The following is a 17702-nucleotide window of genomic DNA, read 5'->3' on the forward strand; positions in this document are numbered from 1 at the left end:
GGCATGCCCCGGATCCCGCGCCCCGGGCAGGCGGGCCCCGGGCCCGTGGCTCACACCACCGCCGGGTGCCGCCCGTCCGCCTCCGCCCCGGGCAGGTCCTGCTCCGCCCAGATGAGCTTGCCGCCCGGTGTGTAGCGGGTGCCCCAGCGCCGGGTCAGCTGGGCCACCAGGAACAGCCCGCGGCCGCCCTCGTCCGTGGTGCGGGCATGCCGCAGCCGCGGCGAGGTGTTGCTGGCGTCGGACACCTCGCAGATCAGCACCGCCTGCCGGATCAGCCGCAGCCGGATGGGCCCGGCGGCGTGCCGGATGGCGTTGGTCACCAGCTCGCTCACCACCAGCTCGGTGGTCATCGCCAGCTCATCCAGCCCCCACTGGGCGAGCTGACGGTTGGTCATCGCCCGGGCGCTGCTGACCACGGCCGGATCGGACGGCAGGTCCCAGGAGACGATCCGGTCCGCCGCCAGCCCCTGGGTGCGGGCCACCAGCAGCGCCACGTCGTCCTCCGGCGGACCGGGCAGCAGCGCGTCGACCACCGCCGTGCACACCTCCTCCAGCGGCAGCTCGGGCTGTGCCAGCGCATGGCTGAAGCGGCGCAGCCGCGCGTCCACGTCCTCGGCGGTGGAGGAGATCAGTCCGTCGGTGTAGAGCGCGACCAGGCTGCCCTCGGGCAGCTCCAGCTCGGCGCACTCGAAGGGCAGCGCGCCCAGCCCGAGCGGCGGACCCGCGGGAATGCCGGGGAAGCTCACCGTTCCGCCGGGGTCGACGATCGCGGGCGCCGGGTGCCCGGCCCGGGACACGGTCAGCCGCCGGGTGACCGGGTCGTAGATCGCGTACAGGCAGGTGGCGCCCAGGACGGCGGTGGCGACGGACTCGTCCTGTTCCTCCTCGGTCAGCCGGATGACCAGGTCGTCGAGGTGGGCCAGCAGCTCGTCGGGCGGCAGGTCCATGTCGGCGAGGGTGTGCACGGCCGTACGCAGCCGCCCCATCGTCGCCGCCGCCGTGATGCCGTGCCCGACCACGTCCCCGACCACCAGCGCGACCCGGGCCCCGGACAGCGGGATCACATCGAACCAGTCGCCGCCCACCCCGCCCTGGATGTCGGTGGGCAGATAGCGGGTGGCCACCTCCAGCGCCATCCCGCCGGTCAGCTTGTGCGGGAGCAGACTCCGCTGGAGGGCCAGGGCCGCGGCGTGCTCACGGGTGTAGCGGCGGGCGTTGTCCACGCACACCGCGGCCCGCGCGACCAGCTCCTGCGTCAGCAGCAGGTCGTCCTCCTCGAACGGCGCCGGGCTCCGCGACCGTACGAAGGTCACCACGCCCAGCACCGTGCCGCGGGCCCGCAGCGGCACCCACAGGCCCGAGTGCATGCCGAACTCGCGGACGGTCTCCTGGCGCGCCGGGTCCTCCTTGAGCCAGGTGGGGCTGGGCCACTGCGGGTCGATCCGCCCCAGGTGGGACCTGCCGTCGGCGACACACTGCTCGTACGGTGCCGCTTGGGGTGCGGAGATCGGGTCGCCGATCGCCACCACCGACTCCGGACACCCCTCGTGGATCGACAGCTGGGCCGCCCGGCGCAGCTGCCCGCGGACCCCGGCGGGACCGGCGGCCGGCTCGTCTCCGCGGAGCACCGCCTCCAGGAGATCGACGGTGACGAAGTCGGCGATCCGCGGCACCGCCACCTCGGCGACCTCCCTGGCGGTGCGCAAGACGTCCAGGGTGCTGCCGATCCGGGCCCCGGCCTCGTTCAGCAGGGCCAGCCGGGCTTGCGCCTGCCAGCGGTCGGTGACGTCCATGATCAGGTAGTAGACGCCCATCACCTGCCCGTCGGCGTCCTCCAGCCGGAAGAAGGAGGCGGAGTAGGCGCGCTCCTGGTGCGGGGCGGCGAGCGTCCAGCCCTGGTACTCGTAGTCGATCACGGGTTCGCCGGTGGCCAGCACCCGGCGCATCATCGCCTCCAGCGCCTCGGTGTCCAGCCCCGGCAGGGCGGCGGCCATCCGGCGCCCCAGCCGCTTCTCCCGCGGCACTCCGCTGAACCGCTCCAGGGTGTCGTTGAGCCAGACGTAGCGCAGTTCCGGGGTGAGGACGGCCATGCCGAGCGGTGAGCGGGTCAGGAATCCCTCCAGCACAGAGCCGCTGACCGCCCAGGACGGCGTGCTGGCCAGGTCGATGGCGGAGATCAGCCAGCGTTCGCGGCCCTCCGCGTCGGCGACGGCGGAGACCCGCAGCCCCAGCTCCACCCGCCGGCCGTCCTGGTGCCGGGCCGCCACCAGGCCCGCCCAGCACTCGCCGTTCCGGCACTGCGCGGCGACGGACGCGGCCCGCGCGGCGTCCTCCGCCGAGGCCAGCAGCGTCCTGGCGGGCTTCCCCAGCACCTCGCCGGCCCGGTAGCCGAGCAGCTTTTCGGCGGCGGAGGTCCAGCCGACGACGGCGCCCGCGCCGTCGATCATCACCCAGACGGCCGGCGCCATGTCGAACGGCGCGTGCATCGACTCTACGTACCCGGGCCCGCCCATCACGGAGTCCTGTTCCTGCCCCCCCGCTGCCTTCATGCTAGGGGGTCTCCGATGGGTCTGCGCGGCGTCGCGGCCCTCCCCCGGCCAAGGCTGGGTGGGGGTACCCTCCGGCGAAGCCAGGGGAGTGCCCCCGGGCGCCCGCGCTCGCGGCGCTGTCGTCACCCACCCCCGGGCGCATCCCACTCACGTAAGAGGCACAACCGCCAGGAGCCCCCTACGCCCGGGTCCTCGCATCAGCCGCCCGGACCCGCGCCCCGCTCCCTGTCTCCCGGCGACCGCCGCCCCGCCCGGCCCGGACGGAGCAGCGGCGGATGACGCGGGATCAGCTCTCCGACGGCACCGCCACATCCACCGTGGCGGCTACATACAGCGCGCCGTCCTCCTCGCTGACCTCGTAGCCGATGTCCACCTTGCGGACCACCAGCGGCCCGTGTCCGTGCAGGTGCACCGTCTGGCCGACGGCCGGCACCGGCACCGGGCTCTGCGCGCCGAACCGGGCGATGGTGCCGGCGCCCTTGCCGTCGTGGTCGTAGACGAACTCGATGTCATAGCGCGCCGGTCCGGTCGGCCTCCCGAGGTCCAGCCGGTCCAGCTCGCCGCGGGTGGCCTCCTTCTCGGCCTCGGCGATTTCGGAGATCACGTGGGGCAGCTCAATGCTCATGACCTTCATCCTGCCAAACACTCCGGCCACGACCCGGCTCCGTGGGACTTTGTGGGTCAGGGACGAGTGGCCCACCGCTCCCTGAAGACCGGTCACCTCGGCGAGATGGGGGCCGACGACCGATCGCCTCGGCGACACTGGGGAGCATGTACGTCCACCGGAACCCGCCCCCGTCCGTCTACGGCCGCCTCCGTGTCGAGCGGCGCGACCTCGCGCCCGCCCGCTGGCTGGAGCAGCGCCCCCTCGGCGCCGACGGATTCGGCACGGTCGCGGCGGTGTGCGCCCCCGGCTTCGAGGCGTACGCGCGGATCCTCCACCCGGCCCGGCTCGGCGAGGAGCCGGTGCGCTGGGACCGGGCGGCCACCGCGTACGGCCGGACGGTGTCCGCGCGGACGCGCTGGCACGAGCTGATCGGCGCGGAGGACCGCTTCCTCCACCGCAACGACGACACCCCGGCCGTCCCCGGCGTCTGGGACGAGCACCCGGTCGAAGGCCCGACCCCCGCCGACGTGGCCCGCACCCTGATACCCGTGCTGTCCCGGCACACCCGCACCGCTGACCGCTGCTGGTACGGGCTCTGGGAGGGCTACGGCCACTACGACTGGGACGGCCTCCCCGTCTTCCACACGCCGGGCCGTGACGAGATCCTGCTCTCCGGCCCCCTCGGCGACGCGGACTCGCCCGCGCACGACCCCGGCGAGGAGTGGCTGGAGATCCCCGACCTGTGGTGGCCGCAGGATCGCGCGTGGTGCGTGGGCGGCGACGTCGACCTGGTGAGCACCTACGTCGGCGGCTCGGCGGCCTGCATCGCGGACCTCCTTACAACCCCCGGCCTGGAGGCGTACGAGGTCGCCGAAACGTCCCCGGTCGACTGACCCGCCCCCGGACGGCGGCCGTCTGGACGGCCACCTTGGCTGTCAACGCCTCGGTTCGAGGCCGGAAGGCGAGGAACAAGCTGATGGCCTGCCGCGTGTCCACGCGGCAGGCCGTCAGTTCAGAAACCTCAGAGCTCGTTGTAGAGGTCGCACGAGGTCCAGTCACCCGGTTGGCTCACGGGCACCTCGCACTGAGCCATCCGGTACTCCGGTCTGCCGTCCGGGGTGTCGTACCGAACGCCGTAGACGATGACGACCCCCTTCCACCAATAGCCGGGGAACGAGGTCCACGTGTCGGGGCTCGGCGTGTAACCGGTGCAATCGAAGTCACCGTTCTGGTTGCCACCGCACACCGAGATCTGATCCGAGTAGTGGGTGGCGATGGAGACCTGCTGGCCATTGCTGCCCGCGGACGCCGGGCCCGCGCCCGCTATCAGGCCGCCAGTGGCAAGCACCAGGCCTGCGGCGGCCATGCCTGCCTTACGTGGTGCTCCCGAGGTGACAGCACTGCTCTTGAGTCCGAGCAAGGGGTTCCTCCCGTGCATAGTGCGCAATCATGATCTTGAACGCCCTCATTCTGCACCGACTGCCCCATCGGGGCCCGGGGTTTTCGCAGGCCGCGGTCTGGCCGCTGTTCCGAGCCCTCGGCCGGCGTCAGGCCGGGGGGAGCAGGCGGTTCTCGTGGGCGAAGACCACGGCCTGGATCCGGTCGCGGAGTTCCAGCTTGAGCAGGATCCGCCCCAGATGGGACTTCACCGTCGCCTCCGCGAGGTACAGCGCGGCCGCGATCTCGGCGTTGGACAGGCCGCGACCGACCTCGACGAGCACCTCGCGCTCCCGGGCGCTGAGCCGGTCCAGCCGCTCGTCGCGGACGGCGGTGCCCCCGTCGGCCAAGTGCGGACGGAAGTCCTCCAGCAGGCGCCGGGTGATCCGCGGGGAGAGCACCGCGTCGCCCGCCGCGACGTTGCGGATCGCGGTGAGCAGCTCCTCGGGCCGGGTGTTCTTCAGCAGGAAGCCCGAGGCCCCGGCGCCGAGCGCGGCGAAGGCGTACGCGTCCAGGTCGAAGGTGGTCAGGATCAGCACCCTGCTCCCCGGGGAGACCTCGACGACCTGCCGGGTTGCCTCGATCCCGTCCGTCCCGGGCATCCGGACGTCCATCAGGACGACGTCGGGCCGCAGCTCCCGGGCGAGGCGGACGGCCTGGGCGCCGTCCGCGGCCTCGCCGACCGGCGCCATGTCGGGCTGGGCCCGAAGGACCGTGCCGAAGGCCATCCGGAGCAGCGCCTCGTCGTCGGCGATCACGATGCGGATCGTCATACGGCGCCCGTCCCGCCGCTGCCCAGCAGGAGCCGGGTCCGCACACCCCAGCCGCCGCTCGGAAGCGGTCCGGCCCGCAGCGTCCCCCCGTAGGCGGCCGCACGCTCGCGCATGCCGGGGATGCCGTGGCCGGACGGCACGGCGGCGGGAAGCGCCGGCCGGGGACCGCTGTCGGTGACCTCCACGCCGACGCTCCCGGCCGAGCACTCGACCAGGACCGTCGCGCGGGTGCCGGCGGGGGCGTGCTTGAGGGTGTTGGTCAACGCTTCCTGCACCAGGCGGTAGACGGTGAGTTGTGCGGTGGCCGGCACATGGGCGTGGCCGCCGCGGACCTCCAGGCCGGTCGGCAGCCCGGCGGCGGCCATCTGGTCGGCGAGCGCCTCCAACTGGGCGATGCCGGGCAGCGGGTGGCGCTCGGCGTCCGGCTCGTCGGCCCGCAGGACGCCCAACGAGCGCCGCATGTCGGTGAGGGCCTGCCGGCCCGTCTCGGAGATCTGCAGCATCGCGGCGGTGGCCCGGTCCGGGGACCTGTGCTGCGCGTAGACGGCGGCGTCGGTGAGCGCGACCATGACGGACAGGTTGTGGGTGACGATGTCGTGCATCTCGCGGGTGATCCGGGCCCGTTCCTCGGCGACGGCCAGCAGCGCCTGCTGCTCCTGGTGCAGCGCCAGCCGTTCGGCCCGCTCCTGCACGGCGGCGAGGTAGGCCCGGCCGGTCCGCACGTTCACCCCGAGGACGGCGGCGGCGACCACCGTCGCGGAGAGCGCGACGAACGGGGTCAGGAACGCGCCGTTCGGTGCCCAGCGCAGGCAGGCCAGCACGGCCCCGCCCTCCACGACGGCGGCGGCGAGCAGCGTGCCGCGCCGGCCCGTGTGCGCGGCCGCCGTGTACAGGGCCACCAGCAGGGCGATGTCCGCAGGCAGTTGGACGTCCGCCAGCCACTGGACGAAGGCCGCGGCCACCACGGCGGCGAACACCGCGAGCGGGGCCCGGCGCCGGCACACCAGGGGCAGCGCCAGGGCGGCGGTGAGCGCCGCCGCCACCGGCAGCTCCCGGGCCGGGTACGTGGTCACGACGTTGAGCAGGAGCAGCGCCGGCAGTACGGAGTCCCACACCAGGGGCGGTACCCGGTCCCGGTGGCGCACCGTCACACCTCTCCGCCGATCGGTCGTCGCGGCGGCCCGGCCGGGGCCGCCACCGCGTACAGCCGCAGCCTAGGCCGCGGGTCCGCGCCGCACATGAGCCCGGCGTCGGAGCGCACCAGGCAGGGGTACGACCACAGGAGGAGACCCGCCACCTCCCGCGGTCGCAGGCCGGCCGCCGGTCCGGGGCGCCCGGTTGCCACTCCGGTCGCACCGCGGCCCTCCCCGGTTGCCACCCCGGTCGCGGTCGGCGGCGATCCCGGGCCGATGCGGCGGCGCGGGCCCGGCGCCGAGCATGAGCCGGGTGACCGAAACCATCCCGGGGCTGTACCTGTCCCTTCCGGAAGTCCTCGTCCTGCTGGGCGCCGTCGCGCTGCTGGTGGCGCGCTGGCTCCCCCCGGCCGCCCGCCGGCCCGGCACCCTCGCGGCCGGGGCGGTCCTCCTACCGTCGGCGATCGTGCTGGGCATCGTGGGGATCCGCTGGCAGATGCTGCCGGTCCTGGCCGGCGCCGCCGTCACCTCGGCGTTCGCCCTCCCGTCCCTGCTGCGGCGCCGTACCGGCCGACCGGCGCGGCGGGCCCCCTGGTGGCTGGCCCTGCCGGGATCGCTGGCCTGCGCCGGCCTGATCGCCGCCGGCCCGGTGGCCGCCTGGGCCTTCCCCGTGCCCGTCTTCCCCGAGCCGACGGGCGACTTCGCGGTCGGCACCCGGGTGGTGCAGTGGACCGACCCGCACCGCCCCGTGAGCTTCACCGCCGATCCGGACGACCGGCGCACGGTCGTGGTCCAGCTCTGGTACCCGGCGCGGAAGAGCCCTGCGGGCGTCCCCCGGGCCCAGTACCTGGGACGCACCAAGGACGAGGCGCGCACCGTCTCCGAGGCCCTCGCCGACGGGGTCGGCCTGCCCGGCTTCCTGGTCGACGGCGTCCCGAGGGCCCGCAGCCGCGCGGTCTTCGACGCCCCGGTGGCCGGCGGGGGAGAGCGGTTCCCGGTCGTCCTCTTCTCCCCGGGATCGGGCGGGGTGCGGACTCAGAACACCGCCTGGGCCGAGGAACTGGCCAGCCACGGCTACCTGGTCGCCGCCCTCGACCACCCGTACGACTCCACCGTCGTCGTCCTCGCCGACGGCCGCACGATCCGCGCCACCACCGCCTCCACCGGGGACCGCGACAGGGACGAGGAGCTGGCCGCCGGCTGGACCGCAGTCCGGGCCGCCGACCTCGGCTTCGTCCTCACCCGACTGGAGCGCCTGGACCGCGGGAAGACCGCCGACCCGCTGACCGGACGCCTGGACACCGGCCGCGCCGCGGTGGCCGGCCACTCCCTGGGCGGAGCCGCCGCACTGCAGGCGGCCCGGCAGGACCGCCGGTTCGCCGCCGTCGTCGACCTGGACGGCTACCCCCACGGCCCCACCTCGCCCGACCTCGAGCAGCCGGCGCTCGCGCTCACCCAGGAGATCACCGCCGCGACCGACCCGCGCTACCTGCCCCGCCTCACCGACGCCCTCGAGCACACCACCGCGACGAGCTACCGGCTCACCATCCCCGGCGCCGCGCACCTCACCTTCATGGACGGCCCGCTCTACCTGCCGCCGGTGCCCTCGATCGTCGGCACCCTGGGCCGCGCCAAGAGCCCCCGCATCGTCGCCGCGGCCACCCTCGCCTTCCTGGACGCCACCCTCCGAGGCCGCCCCGGCGACTTGACCGCCACCCTCCGGGCCTACGGCACGGTCTCGTCATCACCGGCTCGGGCAGGCGGATGACAGCGGTGGTGCGGCGGGTCGTGCTCCGAGATCAGCTTGATGGCTGTGAAGGTGTCGGAGGCTCATATGCGAGCAACGGTTGGGGACACCGTCCATGTCCGTTCACGTCCGTGGGTCTGGCAGATCGACAGGGCGAGATCGTCATCAGGCGGAACGGGTAGTTCTCGCGGAGGTCCCTAACAATCAAGGCCCCTGGCCGGGTTTCCCCGAGCCAGGGGCCTTGATCATTCAGGGTGAGTAACGGGACTCGAACCCGCGACATCCTGGACCACAACCAGGTGCTCTACCAGCTGAGCTATACCCACCATGACCGGTGCTTTTGTGGTTCTCCGTACCGGCCGAGAAAAAGTGTACAGGGTCCGCGGGGGTGCTCGCTCCCGGCTTTGCGGGTGCCGGGAGCGAGCCTGGTCACTCCTACTGCTGCGCGGGCAGCACGTGCTTCGCCGCGATGGCCTTGGCGGTGTCCGAGTCCGGGCCGGGGTGCGGGACGAAGACCGCCTCCCGGTAGTAGCGGAGCTCGGCGATGGATTCCCGGATGTCGGCCAGGGCCCGGTGGTTGCCGTTCTTCTCGGGACTGTTGAAGTAGGCCCGCGGGTACCAGCGGCGGGCCAGCTCCTTGATCGAGGACACGTCCACGATCCGGTAGTGGAGGTAGCTCTCCAGCGTCGGCATGTCGCGCAGCAGGAAGCCGCGGTCGGTGCCGACGGAGTTTCCGCACAGCGGAGCCTTCCCGGGCTCGGAGACGTACTCGCGGATGTACGACAGGACCCGCTGCTGGGCATCCTCCAGCGTGGTCCCGTTGTCCAGTTCCGCGAGCAGCCCGGAGGCGGTGTGCATCTCGCGCACCACCTCGGGCATGGTCACCAGCGCCTCGGCCGGCGGGCGGATCACGATGTCCACGCCGTCACCGAGAATGTTCAGCTCCGAGTCGGTGACGAGCGCGGCCACCTCGATGAGCGCGTCATCCGACAGCGAGAGCCCGGTCATCTCGCAGTCGATCCACACCATGCGATCGTTCATACGTCTCACCCTACGGGGCGTTCCCGCTGGCCGGGCAGGGTCGGACGTCCCGGGCCCCGGCCGGCGGCCTGCTCGGGGAGCCGGGGGGCGTAGGCGTCGGAGTCCGGTTTGCCCGGCTCGCCGCCACCGTAGCCGCCTCCGCCGCCCGGATGGCCGCCGCTGCCCGCATAGCCCCCGCCGGGACCGTAGCCCCCGCCTGGGCCGTGCTGACTGTGATGGCCCGGGTGCCCGGAGTGACCGCCGTTGCCGCCGTGCCCTCCGTGGCCGCTGTGGCCGGGCGCGGGGGGTCCCGCCGGGGAGCCGGGCGACGGCGCCGGGTGGTGGGCCGCCAGGTGCGGGTGGCCCGGATGGGACAGCGGTCCGCCCGGGCGCCGCAGTGCCTGCGAGGGCTCCACGGCGCGCTGCTCCGCCGACTCGGCCCGCTCCGACCGGTCCACTCCGCTCTGCGGCCGGCGCGCCCGGTACGCCGCCCGGTAGGCGGCCGGGGAGGACCCCAGCTGCCGCCGGAAGTGGCCGCGCAGGGCGACCGGCGACCGGAAGCCGCAGCGCCCGGCGACCTCGTCGACCGAGTAGTCGGAGGTCTCCAGGAGCCGCTGCGCCTGCAGCACTCGCTGGGTGATCAGCCACTGGAGTGGAGCGCTCCCAGTGAGCGAACGGAACCGCCGGTCGAAGGTGCGGCGGCTCATATAGGCGCGGGCGGCCAGTGCCTCGACGTCGAACTGCTCATGGAGATGTTCGAGCGCCCAGGCGACGACCTCGGCCAGCGGGTCCGCGCCGATCTCTTCTGGTAAAGACCTGTCGAGGTAGCGCTCCTGTCCTCCGGAGCGGCGCGGCGGCACCACCAGGCGGCGGGCCAGTGCCCCCGCCGCGTCGGCGCCGTGGTCGGTCCGCACCACATGGAGGCACAGGTCGATCCCGGCGGCGGTGCCCGCCGAGGTCAGCACGTCGCCGTCGTCGACGAACAGCTCCCGCGGGTCCACATGGACCGAGGGATACCGCTTGGCGAGCGTCGGTGCGTACATCCAGTGGGTGGTCGCCGGCCGGCCGTCCAGCAGGCCGGCCGCCGCCAGCACGAAGGCCCCCGTGCACAGTCCGACGATGCGCGCGCCCTCCTCGTGGGCACGGCGCAGCGCGTCCAGCGCGGCGGCCGGTGGTGGCTGGGTGATGGAACGCCAGGCGGGGACGACGACGGTACCGGCTCGGGAGAGTGCCTCCAGGCCGTACGGTGCGGTCAGTTCCAGTCCGCCGGTCGTTCGCAATGGCACATCCTCGCCCGCGCACACGAGCAATCGGTATCGCGGGACGCCGGCGTCCTGTCGATCGATACCGAAGACGGAGAGCGGGATGGAGCTCTCGAATATAGGGCCGCCGCTGAAGAGCAGCACCGCGACGATTTCTCGTCGGCGGCGCCCGGAGAGCTTGCGCGAGGTCTCCGGTACGGTTGTGGAGTCCTGGCTCATGGAACTAAGCCCCCCTCGGTGGTCGCGTCCTCTCGGTCCTGCACGTTTCCCCTAGGTCCTGAACGGTTCCCCCGCCGGTCATCGCCAAGATCGAATCTACTGTGTCGCGTGTGGTCGCCGTGACCAGTTCACCACCCACTCCCAAGTCGATAAGACAACTTGGCGCGAAGCATTCGATCACGAAGCGTTGCACTCGGAGCGCCAGCTGGGAAGTGCGCCTAGGCCCGATGCCCACTCCGCGTAGGGGGTCCGCGCCGCCCTGACCCCTTTCTCCGCTGGTCGGAAGGGGGTTGGGCGTGCTGTTTGCCAAGGAAAGAAGTGCTGCGCGAAGTTGGCCGAAAAGAAGTGGAAGCACGGGGGTGGGAAGACGTTTTGGGCGGCGCGCGCCGACCGTTCACGCGGGCGCCGGAGCGTCTCCGTGCGCCCCGGATCGCGGCCCCGCCGTCCGCCGGTGACGGTCACTCGCTCCCGCCCTCGGGTCGGGCCGGGCCGGACCCGCAATCCGGTGCGCTGACCTGTTTCTGAGCGCATGGCGCGGCTCTCGGCGCCCGCTCCGAGGGCCAGCCGGGCGGTGTCGGCCCAGCCACCCCCGTCCGGGCCTCCCAGGGCCCTCTGTGGCGCCTCCCGGGGCCTACGGAGGGTTCCCGGGGGTGCACGCACCGCGACGGGTCGTGCGGGGTCGCCGAGCGCCCGTGGGTCGGGTTCCGGCCCCCGTCTCAGGGCCCGCGAGGCCGCGTCCATCCGGGTGACACCGGTCCGGCGGCGGAGTCGGCCGGCAGGGGTCCATCCGCTGGGATCGGTCACTCGTCCCTCGCCCGACCGCCACTCGCTGTAGACCGGTGGGCCACTTGAAGGCATTGCGCTACGGCCCGCCCTCCGGCATGCTCCGGGGAACGCCCTGGGTGGTCCGCCGCCGGGGCGGACTCTGGGCAGGCGAGGACTGGGGCCGTACCCTTAGGGGTAGGGGCTTGGAAAGATGAATCCCGGACGGATTTCGTCCGTTCGATTCGACTCCGCCAAGCCGCCCGAGCCACCCAGCCGACGACAACTCCAACCAGAGCCCACGCCGATCCCTCCGCACGAGGACTTGTCTGCCGAGACACCGATGGCCGGTCACGAATTCCCCGAACCCGCGGACCGCAGGAGGGTCGCCGATCATGAGGCGCACCCCGAAGCGGCGGAAGAATCACGTCATTCCTGCGATCCGGCGTTCCAGCACGGCGTCGTCGTCGGATTCGACGGTTCCACTTCGAGTGAACGTGCGCTCGCGTACGCCATCGGGATGGCCCGGCGGTCCGGCTCCGGTCTGATCATCGTGCATGTGGCCAACCGGCTGCCGACCACCGTCTGGGCGGGCTGCGAGCCCCCCGTCTTCGTGGACGTGCCCGACCACCGCACCGAGGTGCTGGGCCTGGAACTCGCCTGCGCCGACCACCTGTCCGAGGTGCCGTGGATCCTGGTCGAGCGCGGCGGGGACATCTGCCATGAGCTGGAGGAGGTCGGCCGGGAGTACGCGGCCGACGCCATCGTGGTCGGCTCCACCCACGGGCTGGTCGGCCGCATCTTCGGCTCTGTGGCGGGCCGGCTGGCGCGCCGCGCGCAGCGTCCCGTCGTCGTCATTCCCTGACTCCGGCTCGCCTGACTCCGAGCCGCAACCCGCCGTCCCCGTACGGGAGATGGGGCTGCCCGAGCGCGCTCAGGTCGACAAATCTACTTGCGCGTAGAGGTGGATTGCGCCCTGGTGACGGGTACACAGGGAACACCTTCGCGTGCCGCCGTCCGGGTGTGACGGACGCCGGGCAGGCGGCTCACCGCCGGCGTAAGGGCGACGCCGGCACCAGGGGAGGCGGGGCCCCGCGTGCGTGGTGGCACACGCAGGGCCCCGCCTCCCGTATGGTCCGGTGCTACTCCACCGTCACCGACTTGGCGAGGTTGCGGGGCTTGTCGATGTCCCGGCCGAGCGCCAGCGCGGTGTGGTAGGCGAGCAGCTGGAGCGGGATGCCCATCAGGATCGGGTCCAGCTCGGTCTCGTTCTTCGGTACCACGATCGTGTGGTCCGCCTTCTCCTGCTCCCGGTGCGCGACCGCCAGGATCCGACCGCTGCGCGCCTTGATCTCCTCCAGCGCCGCGCGGTTCTTCTCCAGCAGGTCGTCGTCGGGGACGATCGCCACGGTCGGCAGCGCCGGCTCGATCAGCGCGAGCGGGCCGTGCTTGAGCTCCGAGGCCGGGTACGCCTCGGCGTGGATGTAGGAGATCTCCTTCAGCTTCAGGGAAGCCTCCAGGGCGACCGGGTAGCCGCGGACCCGACCGATGAACATCATGCTCTTTGCATTCGCGTATTCCTGCGCGAGCTTCTCGATCTCCGGCTCCAGCGCCATGATCTCGGAGATCTGCTCCGGCAGCTTCCGCAGACCCGCGATGAGCCGCTTGCCGTCCGCCACCGACAGGTCCCGTATGCGGCCGAGGTGCAGGGCCAGCAGGGCGAAGGCGACCACCGTGTTGGTGAAGCACTTGGTGGAGACCACGCAGACCTCCGGGCCGGCGTGGACGTACACGCCGCCGTCGGTCTCGCGGGCGATCGCGGAGCCGACCACGTTGACCACGCCGAGCACCCGCGCGCCCTTGCGCTTGAGCTCCTGCACCGCGGCGAGCACGTCGTAGGTCTCACCGGACTGGGAGACCGCGACGTAGAGCGTGTCGGGGTCCACCACCGGGTTGCGGTAGCGGAACTCGGAGGCCGGCTCGGCGTCGGCGGGGATGCGGGCCAGCTCCTCGATCAGACCGGCGCCGATGAGGCCGGCGTGGTAGGAGGTGCCGCAGCCCAGGATCTTCACCCGGCGCACCCCGCGCGCCTCGCGGGCGTCCAGGTTGAGCCCGCCCAGTCGGACGGTGGAGAAGCGGTCGTCGATCCGGCCGCGCAGCACGCGGTCGACGGCGTCCGCCTGCTCGCTGATCTCCTTGTGCATGTACGTGTCGTGGCCGCCCATGTCGTACGACTCGGCCTCCCACTCCACGGTGGTCGGCGTGGCGGAGGTGCGGGAGCCCTCGGTGGTGTACGTGCGGAAGTCGTCGGCCTTGAGGGTGGCCATCTCGCCGTCGTCCAGGGTGACCACCTGGCGGGTGTGGCTGACCAGGGCGGCGACGTCGGAGGCGACGAACATCTCCTTCTCGCCGATGCCCAGCACCACGGGCGAGCCGTTGCGGGCGACGACGATGCGGTCCGGGAAGTCGGCGTGCAGCACGGCGATGCCGTAGGTGCCCTCGACCAGGGCGAGCGCGGCGCGGACCTTCTCCTCCAGGGTCTCGGCCTGCGAGCGGCCGATGAGGTGGGCCAGCACCTCGGAGTCGGTGTCGGATACCAGCTCCACGCCGTCGGCGGCGAGCTTGGCGCGCAGGTCGGAGGCGTTGTCGATGATGCCGTTGTGGACGATCGCGACGTTGCCGTCCGCGTCCTGGTGCGGGTGGGCGTTGATGTCGTTGGGCGCGCCGTGGGTGGCCCAGCGGGTGTGCGCGATGCCGGTGGTGCCCGCGAAGCGCTTGGGCAGCTTGCTCTCCACCTCGCGGACCCGGCCCTTGGCCTTGGCGGTCTTCAGTCCGCCCGACTTGCCGTGGATCGCGATGCCCGCGGAGTCGTACCCGCGGTACTCCAGCCGCTGCAGCCCCTCCAGCAGCAGCGGGGCGACATCACGTTTCCCGATATATCCGACGATCCCGCACATGTTCTCTGTCCCTCCCGGATGGTTCGTGAATGCTCGGCCATGGGCTCAGCCGTGGACTCAGCCGTAGACGATGCGGCGCAGCTGCCGGAGCGAGAGCTCGGGCGGCGCCACGGCGCGGTGCGGCAGCTCGGCCGCGATCCGCTCGAAGATCTCGGTGTTGGTCAGCCCGCCGGACTGCAGGTCGCGGTGGCGGCGGCGGACGAACTCCTCGGTCGTCTCGTCGAAGTACGCCAGCACGTCCAGCACCACCCGGGCGGCCTCGCCGCGATTGAGCGGCGTGCTGCGCACCAGGTGGTCGAGGAGGTCCTCGTGGGGTGACGGTGTACGGCGTTCGAGCACCCGTAGATACTGAGGGGAAACGCAGAGTTTCGCAAGAATCCTGCCCGATATCGGGCAGGCGGCCGTTAGAAGCGGCGGAGTACGGCCTGCTTGGCCGCAGTGAACTCCTCCTCAGTGAGCACTCCGGCCTGCCGCAGCTCGCCGAGCTCCCGCAGTCTGCGCAGCAGCGCGTCATGATCATCGGCCTCGGCGGCCGGACCGGCCGTCCCGGGCGTCCCGGCGGGGCTCGCGCCGGACGCCGGCGCCGGAGCGGCGGGCTCCGCGGGGGCCGCCGGATGCGGCATCCGGGCGATGACGGCGGCGGCCACCAGCGCCATCAGCGGGTCCTTCCGGAAGCCGTACAGCTCCACGGCGTGCGGGTCGTACTTCGGCGGCGCCTTGGTCGACGCCGCGGCGACGACGAAGCGCAGATAGCCGTTCTCCAGGCCCATGGCCGGCAGCCACTCCACCGCGTCGAGATCGCCGAGTGCGATGGTGCGGGTCCCGGCGGACTTCTTGGACTCCTCGGTCTTCCAGTTCCACTCCAGCCGGATCCGCTCGCCGTCGAAGGAGGCGGTGCCGTCGCCCGCCGAGGCCGACAGCGGGACACCGGGGCCCGGCAGCAGAAAGCGGTCGCAGGGGTCGCTGGGCACCTGCTCCAGCAGGAGCGCGTTGCGCACCTCGTCCACGAAGTACTCGGCCACTCCGGTGCGGTCCGGCTCCACGCTCAGCTGGTACGGATCGGCGGCGTCCGGCAGCTTCCCCCGGCTCGCCAGCAGCAGCGGGTCGGCGCCCTCGCGCAGTCGCAGACGCAGCCGGCCGGCCTTCCGGCCCGGCTCGTAGGCGATGCCGGCCAACGCCTGGAGCGGCACGGAGACTTCGCCGAGCGTCTGGCGCGCCAGGTGCACACCCTTGTCGCGGCCGGGCACGATCCGCACCGCGTCGCCCTCGAAGGTCCACGTCCCGTCGCGCTGGATGATTTCCGCCATGGAGTGAATTCTGGCAGGCAAATGGGCGGCTAAGTGCCCGTCAGCCAGCCCGAACCTTGATCGCCGGGGGGCCGCGCGGTACCCAAGGGGATGGACCGGTCATTTCATCCTCTTGTCGTCCACATCCTCAAGCGGATGGCCGACCGCACCGTCCACGCCTTCTTCCCTCACCCCCCACGCAGCTCGTTGAAGGGACCATCCGTGAGACGACGACGCAGCGCTCGGCATCTCCCCCCACGACCATCGACCCGCCCCTTCCGGCTGCTCGGCGCCCTGCTGCTGGCCGCCACCGCCGCCGGCACCGGAACGGGCACCGGAACCACCGCTCTGGCCTCCCCCCAGGCACAGCCCCAGGCGCCCACACAGGCCCGCCCGCCAGTGCCACGGGCCGCGACCGACCCGCTGCGCCGGGTCGTGCCCGCGCCCGCCACCGTGACCAGCGGCAGGGCGGGGTACACCATCGGCAAGGACACCCGCATCCGGGTGCCCGGCGGTTCGGCCGAGGCCCGGCAGGTCGGCGACTATCTGGCGGGCCTGCTGCGCCCGTCCACCGGATACGGACTGCCGGTCACGACCGCTGCGGGCATCAACGGCATCCGGCTGAGCCTGGCCGCCTCCGGGCCCGAGGCCCAGGGGCTCGGCGCCGAGGGCTACCGGCTGGAGGCGGACGCGCAGGGGGTGACCCTCACCGCCCGCGCGCCGGCCGGGCTCTTCCACGGCGTGCAGACGCTCCGTCAACTCCTGCCCGCCACCGTCGAACGCCGCTCCGCGCAGCCCGGGCCGTGGCAGGTACCCGGCGGCACCATCGTGGACAGCCCGCGCTACGCCTACCGCGGCGCGATGCTGGACGTCGCCCGGCACTTCTTCACCGTTCCGCAGGTCAAGCGCTATATCGATCAGCTCGCCCTGTACAAGATCAACAAGCTCCATCTGCACCTCTCCGACGACCAGGGCTGGCGGATCGCCATCGACTCCTGGCCCCGGCTGGCCATCCACGGCGGCAGCCGCCAGGTCGGCGGCAAGGCGGGCGGCCACTACACCAAGGCCGACTACCGCGAGCTCGTGCGCTACGCGCAGAGCCGCTTCATCACCGTGGTGCCCGAGATCGACATGCCGGGGCACTCCAACGCGGCCCTCGCCTCCTACCCGAAGCTCAACTGCGACGGTGTCGCCCCGCCGCTGTACGTCGGCACCAAGGTCGGCTTCAGCTCACTGTGTGCGCGCAAGGAGGTGACGTACGACTTCGTGGACGATGTGATCCGCGAGCTGGCGGAGATGACCCCCGGCCCGTATCTGCACATCGGCGGCGATGAGGCGCACGCCACCAGCCGCGCGGACTACGCCGCCTTCATGAGCCGGGTGCAGCCGGTCGTCGCCAAGTACGGCAAGACGGTGATCGGCTGGCACCAGCTGACCTCGGCCCGGCCGGCGAGGGGCGCGGTCGCGCAGTACTGGGGGCAGGACGGCAAGGAGAAGGCGGTCCTGAGCGCCGCCAAGGCGGGCACCAGGATGATTCTCTCCCCGGCCAACCGCGCCTACCTGGACATGAAATACACCAGGGGGACCGGGCTGGGCGCGATGTGGGCCGGCATGGTCGAGGTGAAGCAGTCCTACGACTGGAACCCCGGCGGCTATCTCGCCGGCGCCCCGGCCAACGCGGTCCTCGGCGTCGAGGCGCCGCTGTGGACCGAGACCGTCTCGACCAGCGCGAACATCGAGTACATGGCCTTCCCCAGGCTCCCGGGCATCGCCGAACTCGGCTGGTCCCCGGCCGCCCGGCACGACTGGAACGTCTACCGGCAGCGGCTCGGCGCCCAGGGGCCGCGCTGGACGGCCATGGGCATCAACTACTACCGCTCGCCCCAGGTGCCCTGGGCCAAGCCCTGACCCCAGGACGGTGCCGAACGGGGGACCGTGCTGAACGCAGGA

14 protein-coding genes and 1 tRNA gene are annotated in these 17702 nt (G+C 72.6%); 4 read left to right on the forward strand and 11 right to left on the reverse strand.

Annotation, left to right across the window (positions count from 1 at the left end; all coding sequences use genetic code 11):
• Positions 1-50: 50 nt before the first annotated feature.
• Complete coding sequence (locus AC4BDD_RS19520) at positions 51-2513, reverse strand: SpoIIE family protein phosphatase (RefSeq protein ID WP_490691844.1); 2463 nt, start codon at positions 2511-2513, stop codon at positions 51-53.
• Between the two features lie 322 nt (positions 2514-2835).
• Complete coding sequence (locus AC4BDD_RS19525) at positions 2836-3174, reverse strand: hypothetical protein (protein WP_490686739.1); 339 nt, start codon at positions 3172-3174, stop codon at positions 2836-2838.
• 146 nt (positions 3175-3320) lie between these two features.
• Between AC4BDD_RS19525 and AC4BDD_RS19530 the strand changes: the two genes are divergently transcribed.
• Complete coding sequence (locus AC4BDD_RS19530) at positions 3321-4049, forward strand: hypothetical protein (protein ID WP_490686740.1); 729 nt, start codon at positions 3321-3323, stop codon at positions 4047-4049.
• Between the two features lie 128 nt (positions 4050-4177).
• On the opposite strand, the gene AC4BDD_RS19535 is transcribed toward AC4BDD_RS19530, so the two are convergent.
• The 3 genes from AC4BDD_RS19535 to AC4BDD_RS19545 form a co-directional block, all read right to left on the reverse strand.
• Positions 4178-4576, reverse strand: coding sequence for a hypothetical protein (locus tag AC4BDD_RS19535; RefSeq protein WP_490686741.1), 399 nt, complete (start codon positions 4574-4576; stop codon positions 4178-4180).
• Between the two features lie 127 nt (positions 4577-4703).
• The gene (locus AC4BDD_RS19540) at positions 4704-5366 is read right to left on the reverse strand and encodes a response regulator (protein WP_490686742.1); all 663 of its coding nucleotides are present in this window, start codon (positions 5364-5366) and stop codon (positions 4704-4706) included.
• On the reverse strand, positions 5363-6517 hold the full coding sequence (locus tag AC4BDD_RS19545) for a sensor histidine kinase (RefSeq protein WP_490686743.1): 1155 nt from the start codon (positions 6515-6517) through the stop codon (positions 5363-5365). Before AC4BDD_RS19545 ends, AC4BDD_RS19540 begins: the two co-directional genes overlap by 4 nt.
• A 286-nt stretch (positions 6518-6803) precedes the next feature.
• Between AC4BDD_RS19545 and AC4BDD_RS19550 the strand changes: the two genes are divergently transcribed.
• Entirely contained in the window at positions 6804-8267 is a 1464-nt protein-coding gene (locus AC4BDD_RS19550) for an alpha/beta hydrolase family protein (RefSeq protein ID WP_490686744.1), read from the forward strand.
• Positions 8268-8499: 232 nt separating this feature from the next.
• On the opposite strand, the gene AC4BDD_RS19555 is transcribed toward AC4BDD_RS19550, so the two are convergent.
• The 3 genes from AC4BDD_RS19555 to AC4BDD_RS19565 all read right to left on the reverse strand — a co-directional run bounded on the left by AC4BDD_RS19555 (position 8500) and on the right by AC4BDD_RS19565 (position 10747).
• Positions 8500-8572, reverse strand: a tRNA-His gene (locus tag AC4BDD_RS19555).
• 109 nt (positions 8573-8681) lie between these two features.
• Positions 8682-9287 carry an oligoribonuclease gene (gene orn / locus AC4BDD_RS19560; protein WP_490686745.1) on the reverse strand — a complete coding sequence of 202 codons (606 nt, stop codon included), beginning with the start codon at positions 9285-9287 and terminating at the stop codon, positions 8682-8684.
• Between the two features lie 5 nt (positions 9288-9292).
• Positions 9293-10747, reverse strand: coding sequence for a helix-turn-helix domain-containing protein (locus AC4BDD_RS19565; RefSeq protein WP_490686746.1), 1455 nt, complete (start codon positions 10745-10747; stop codon positions 9293-9295).
• Between the two features lie 1105 nt (positions 10748-11852).
• Between AC4BDD_RS19565 and AC4BDD_RS19570 the strand changes: the two genes are divergently transcribed.
• Positions 11853-12374, forward strand: coding sequence for a universal stress protein (locus AC4BDD_RS19570; RefSeq protein WP_490686747.1), 522 nt, complete (start codon positions 11853-11855; stop codon positions 12372-12374).
• Positions 12375-12651: 277 nt separating this feature from the next.
• Here the strand turns inward: AC4BDD_RS19570 and glmS are convergent, their stop codons facing one another.
• The 3 genes from glmS to AC4BDD_RS19585 form a co-directional block, all read right to left on the reverse strand.
• A complete protein-coding gene (glmS, locus tag AC4BDD_RS19575) occupies positions 12652-14466 on the reverse strand; it encodes a glutamine--fructose-6-phosphate transaminase (isomerizing) (RefSeq protein ID WP_490686748.1) in 1815 nt (604 codons plus the stop codon).
• A 57-nt stretch (positions 14467-14523) separates the two neighbouring features.
• The gene (locus AC4BDD_RS19580) at positions 14524-14805 is read right to left on the reverse strand and encodes a hypothetical protein (protein ID WP_490686749.1); all 282 of its coding nucleotides are present in this window, start codon (positions 14803-14805) and stop codon (positions 14524-14526) included.
• A gap of 65 nt (positions 14806-14870) precedes the next feature.
• The gene (locus tag AC4BDD_RS19585) at positions 14871-15773 is read right to left on the reverse strand and encodes a DUF4429 domain-containing protein (protein ID WP_490686750.1); all 903 of its coding nucleotides are present in this window, start codon (positions 15771-15773) and stop codon (positions 14871-14873) included.
• Between the two features lie 201 nt (positions 15774-15974).
• Here AC4BDD_RS19585 and AC4BDD_RS19590 point away from each other — a divergent pair, with 201 nt between their 5' ends.
• The gene (locus tag AC4BDD_RS19590; protein ID WP_490686751.1) at positions 15975-17660 is read left to right on the forward strand and encodes a beta-N-acetylhexosaminidase; all 1686 of its coding nucleotides are present in this window, start codon (positions 15975-15977) and stop codon (positions 17658-17660) included.
• Positions 17661-17702 lie beyond the last annotated feature (42 nt).

The sequence above is a fragment of the Streptomyces sp. JLBT605 genome, assembly GCF_058215555.1.

What these genes read in the sequence shown, in the direction of transcription:
- AC4BDD_RS19565 (WP_490686746.1), bottom strand. Translation starts at nt 10,747, where the DNA reads ATGAGCCAGGACTCCACAACCGTACCGGAGACCTCGCGCAAGCTCTCC.
- AC4BDD_RS19540 (WP_490686742.1), bottom strand. Translation starts at nt 5,366, where the DNA reads ATGACGATCCGCATCGTGATCGCCGACGACGAGGCGCTGCTCCGGATG.
- AC4BDD_RS19530 (WP_490686740.1), top strand. Translation starts at nt 3,321, where the DNA reads ATGTACGTCCACCGGAACCCGCCCCCGTCCGTCTACGGCCGCCTCCGT.
- glmS (WP_490686748.1), bottom strand. Translation starts at nt 14,466, where the DNA reads ATGTGCGGGATCGTCGGATATATCGGGAAACGTGATGTCGCCCCGCTG.
- AC4BDD_RS19525 (WP_490686739.1), bottom strand. Translation starts at nt 3,174, where the DNA reads ATGAGCATTGAGCTGCCCCACGTGATCTCCGAAATCGCCGAGGCCGAG.
- AC4BDD_RS19585 (WP_490686750.1), bottom strand. Translation starts at nt 15,773, where the DNA reads ATGGCGGAAATCATCCAGCGCGACGGGACGTGGACCTTCGAGGGCGAC.
- AC4BDD_RS19550 (WP_490686744.1), top strand. Translation starts at nt 6,804, where the DNA reads ATGAGCCGGGTGACCGAAACCATCCCGGGGCTGTACCTGTCCCTTCCG.
- orn (WP_490686745.1), bottom strand. Translation starts at nt 9,287, where the DNA reads ATGAACGATCGCATGGTGTGGATCGACTGCGAGATGACCGGGCTCTCG.
- AC4BDD_RS19570 (WP_490686747.1), top strand. Translation starts at nt 11,853, where the DNA reads ATGGCCGGTCACGAATTCCCCGAACCCGCGGACCGCAGGAGGGTCGCC.
- AC4BDD_RS19520 (WP_490691844.1), bottom strand. Translation starts at nt 2,513, where the DNA reads ATGGGCGGGCCCGGGTACGTAGAGTCGATGCACGCGCCGTTCGACATG.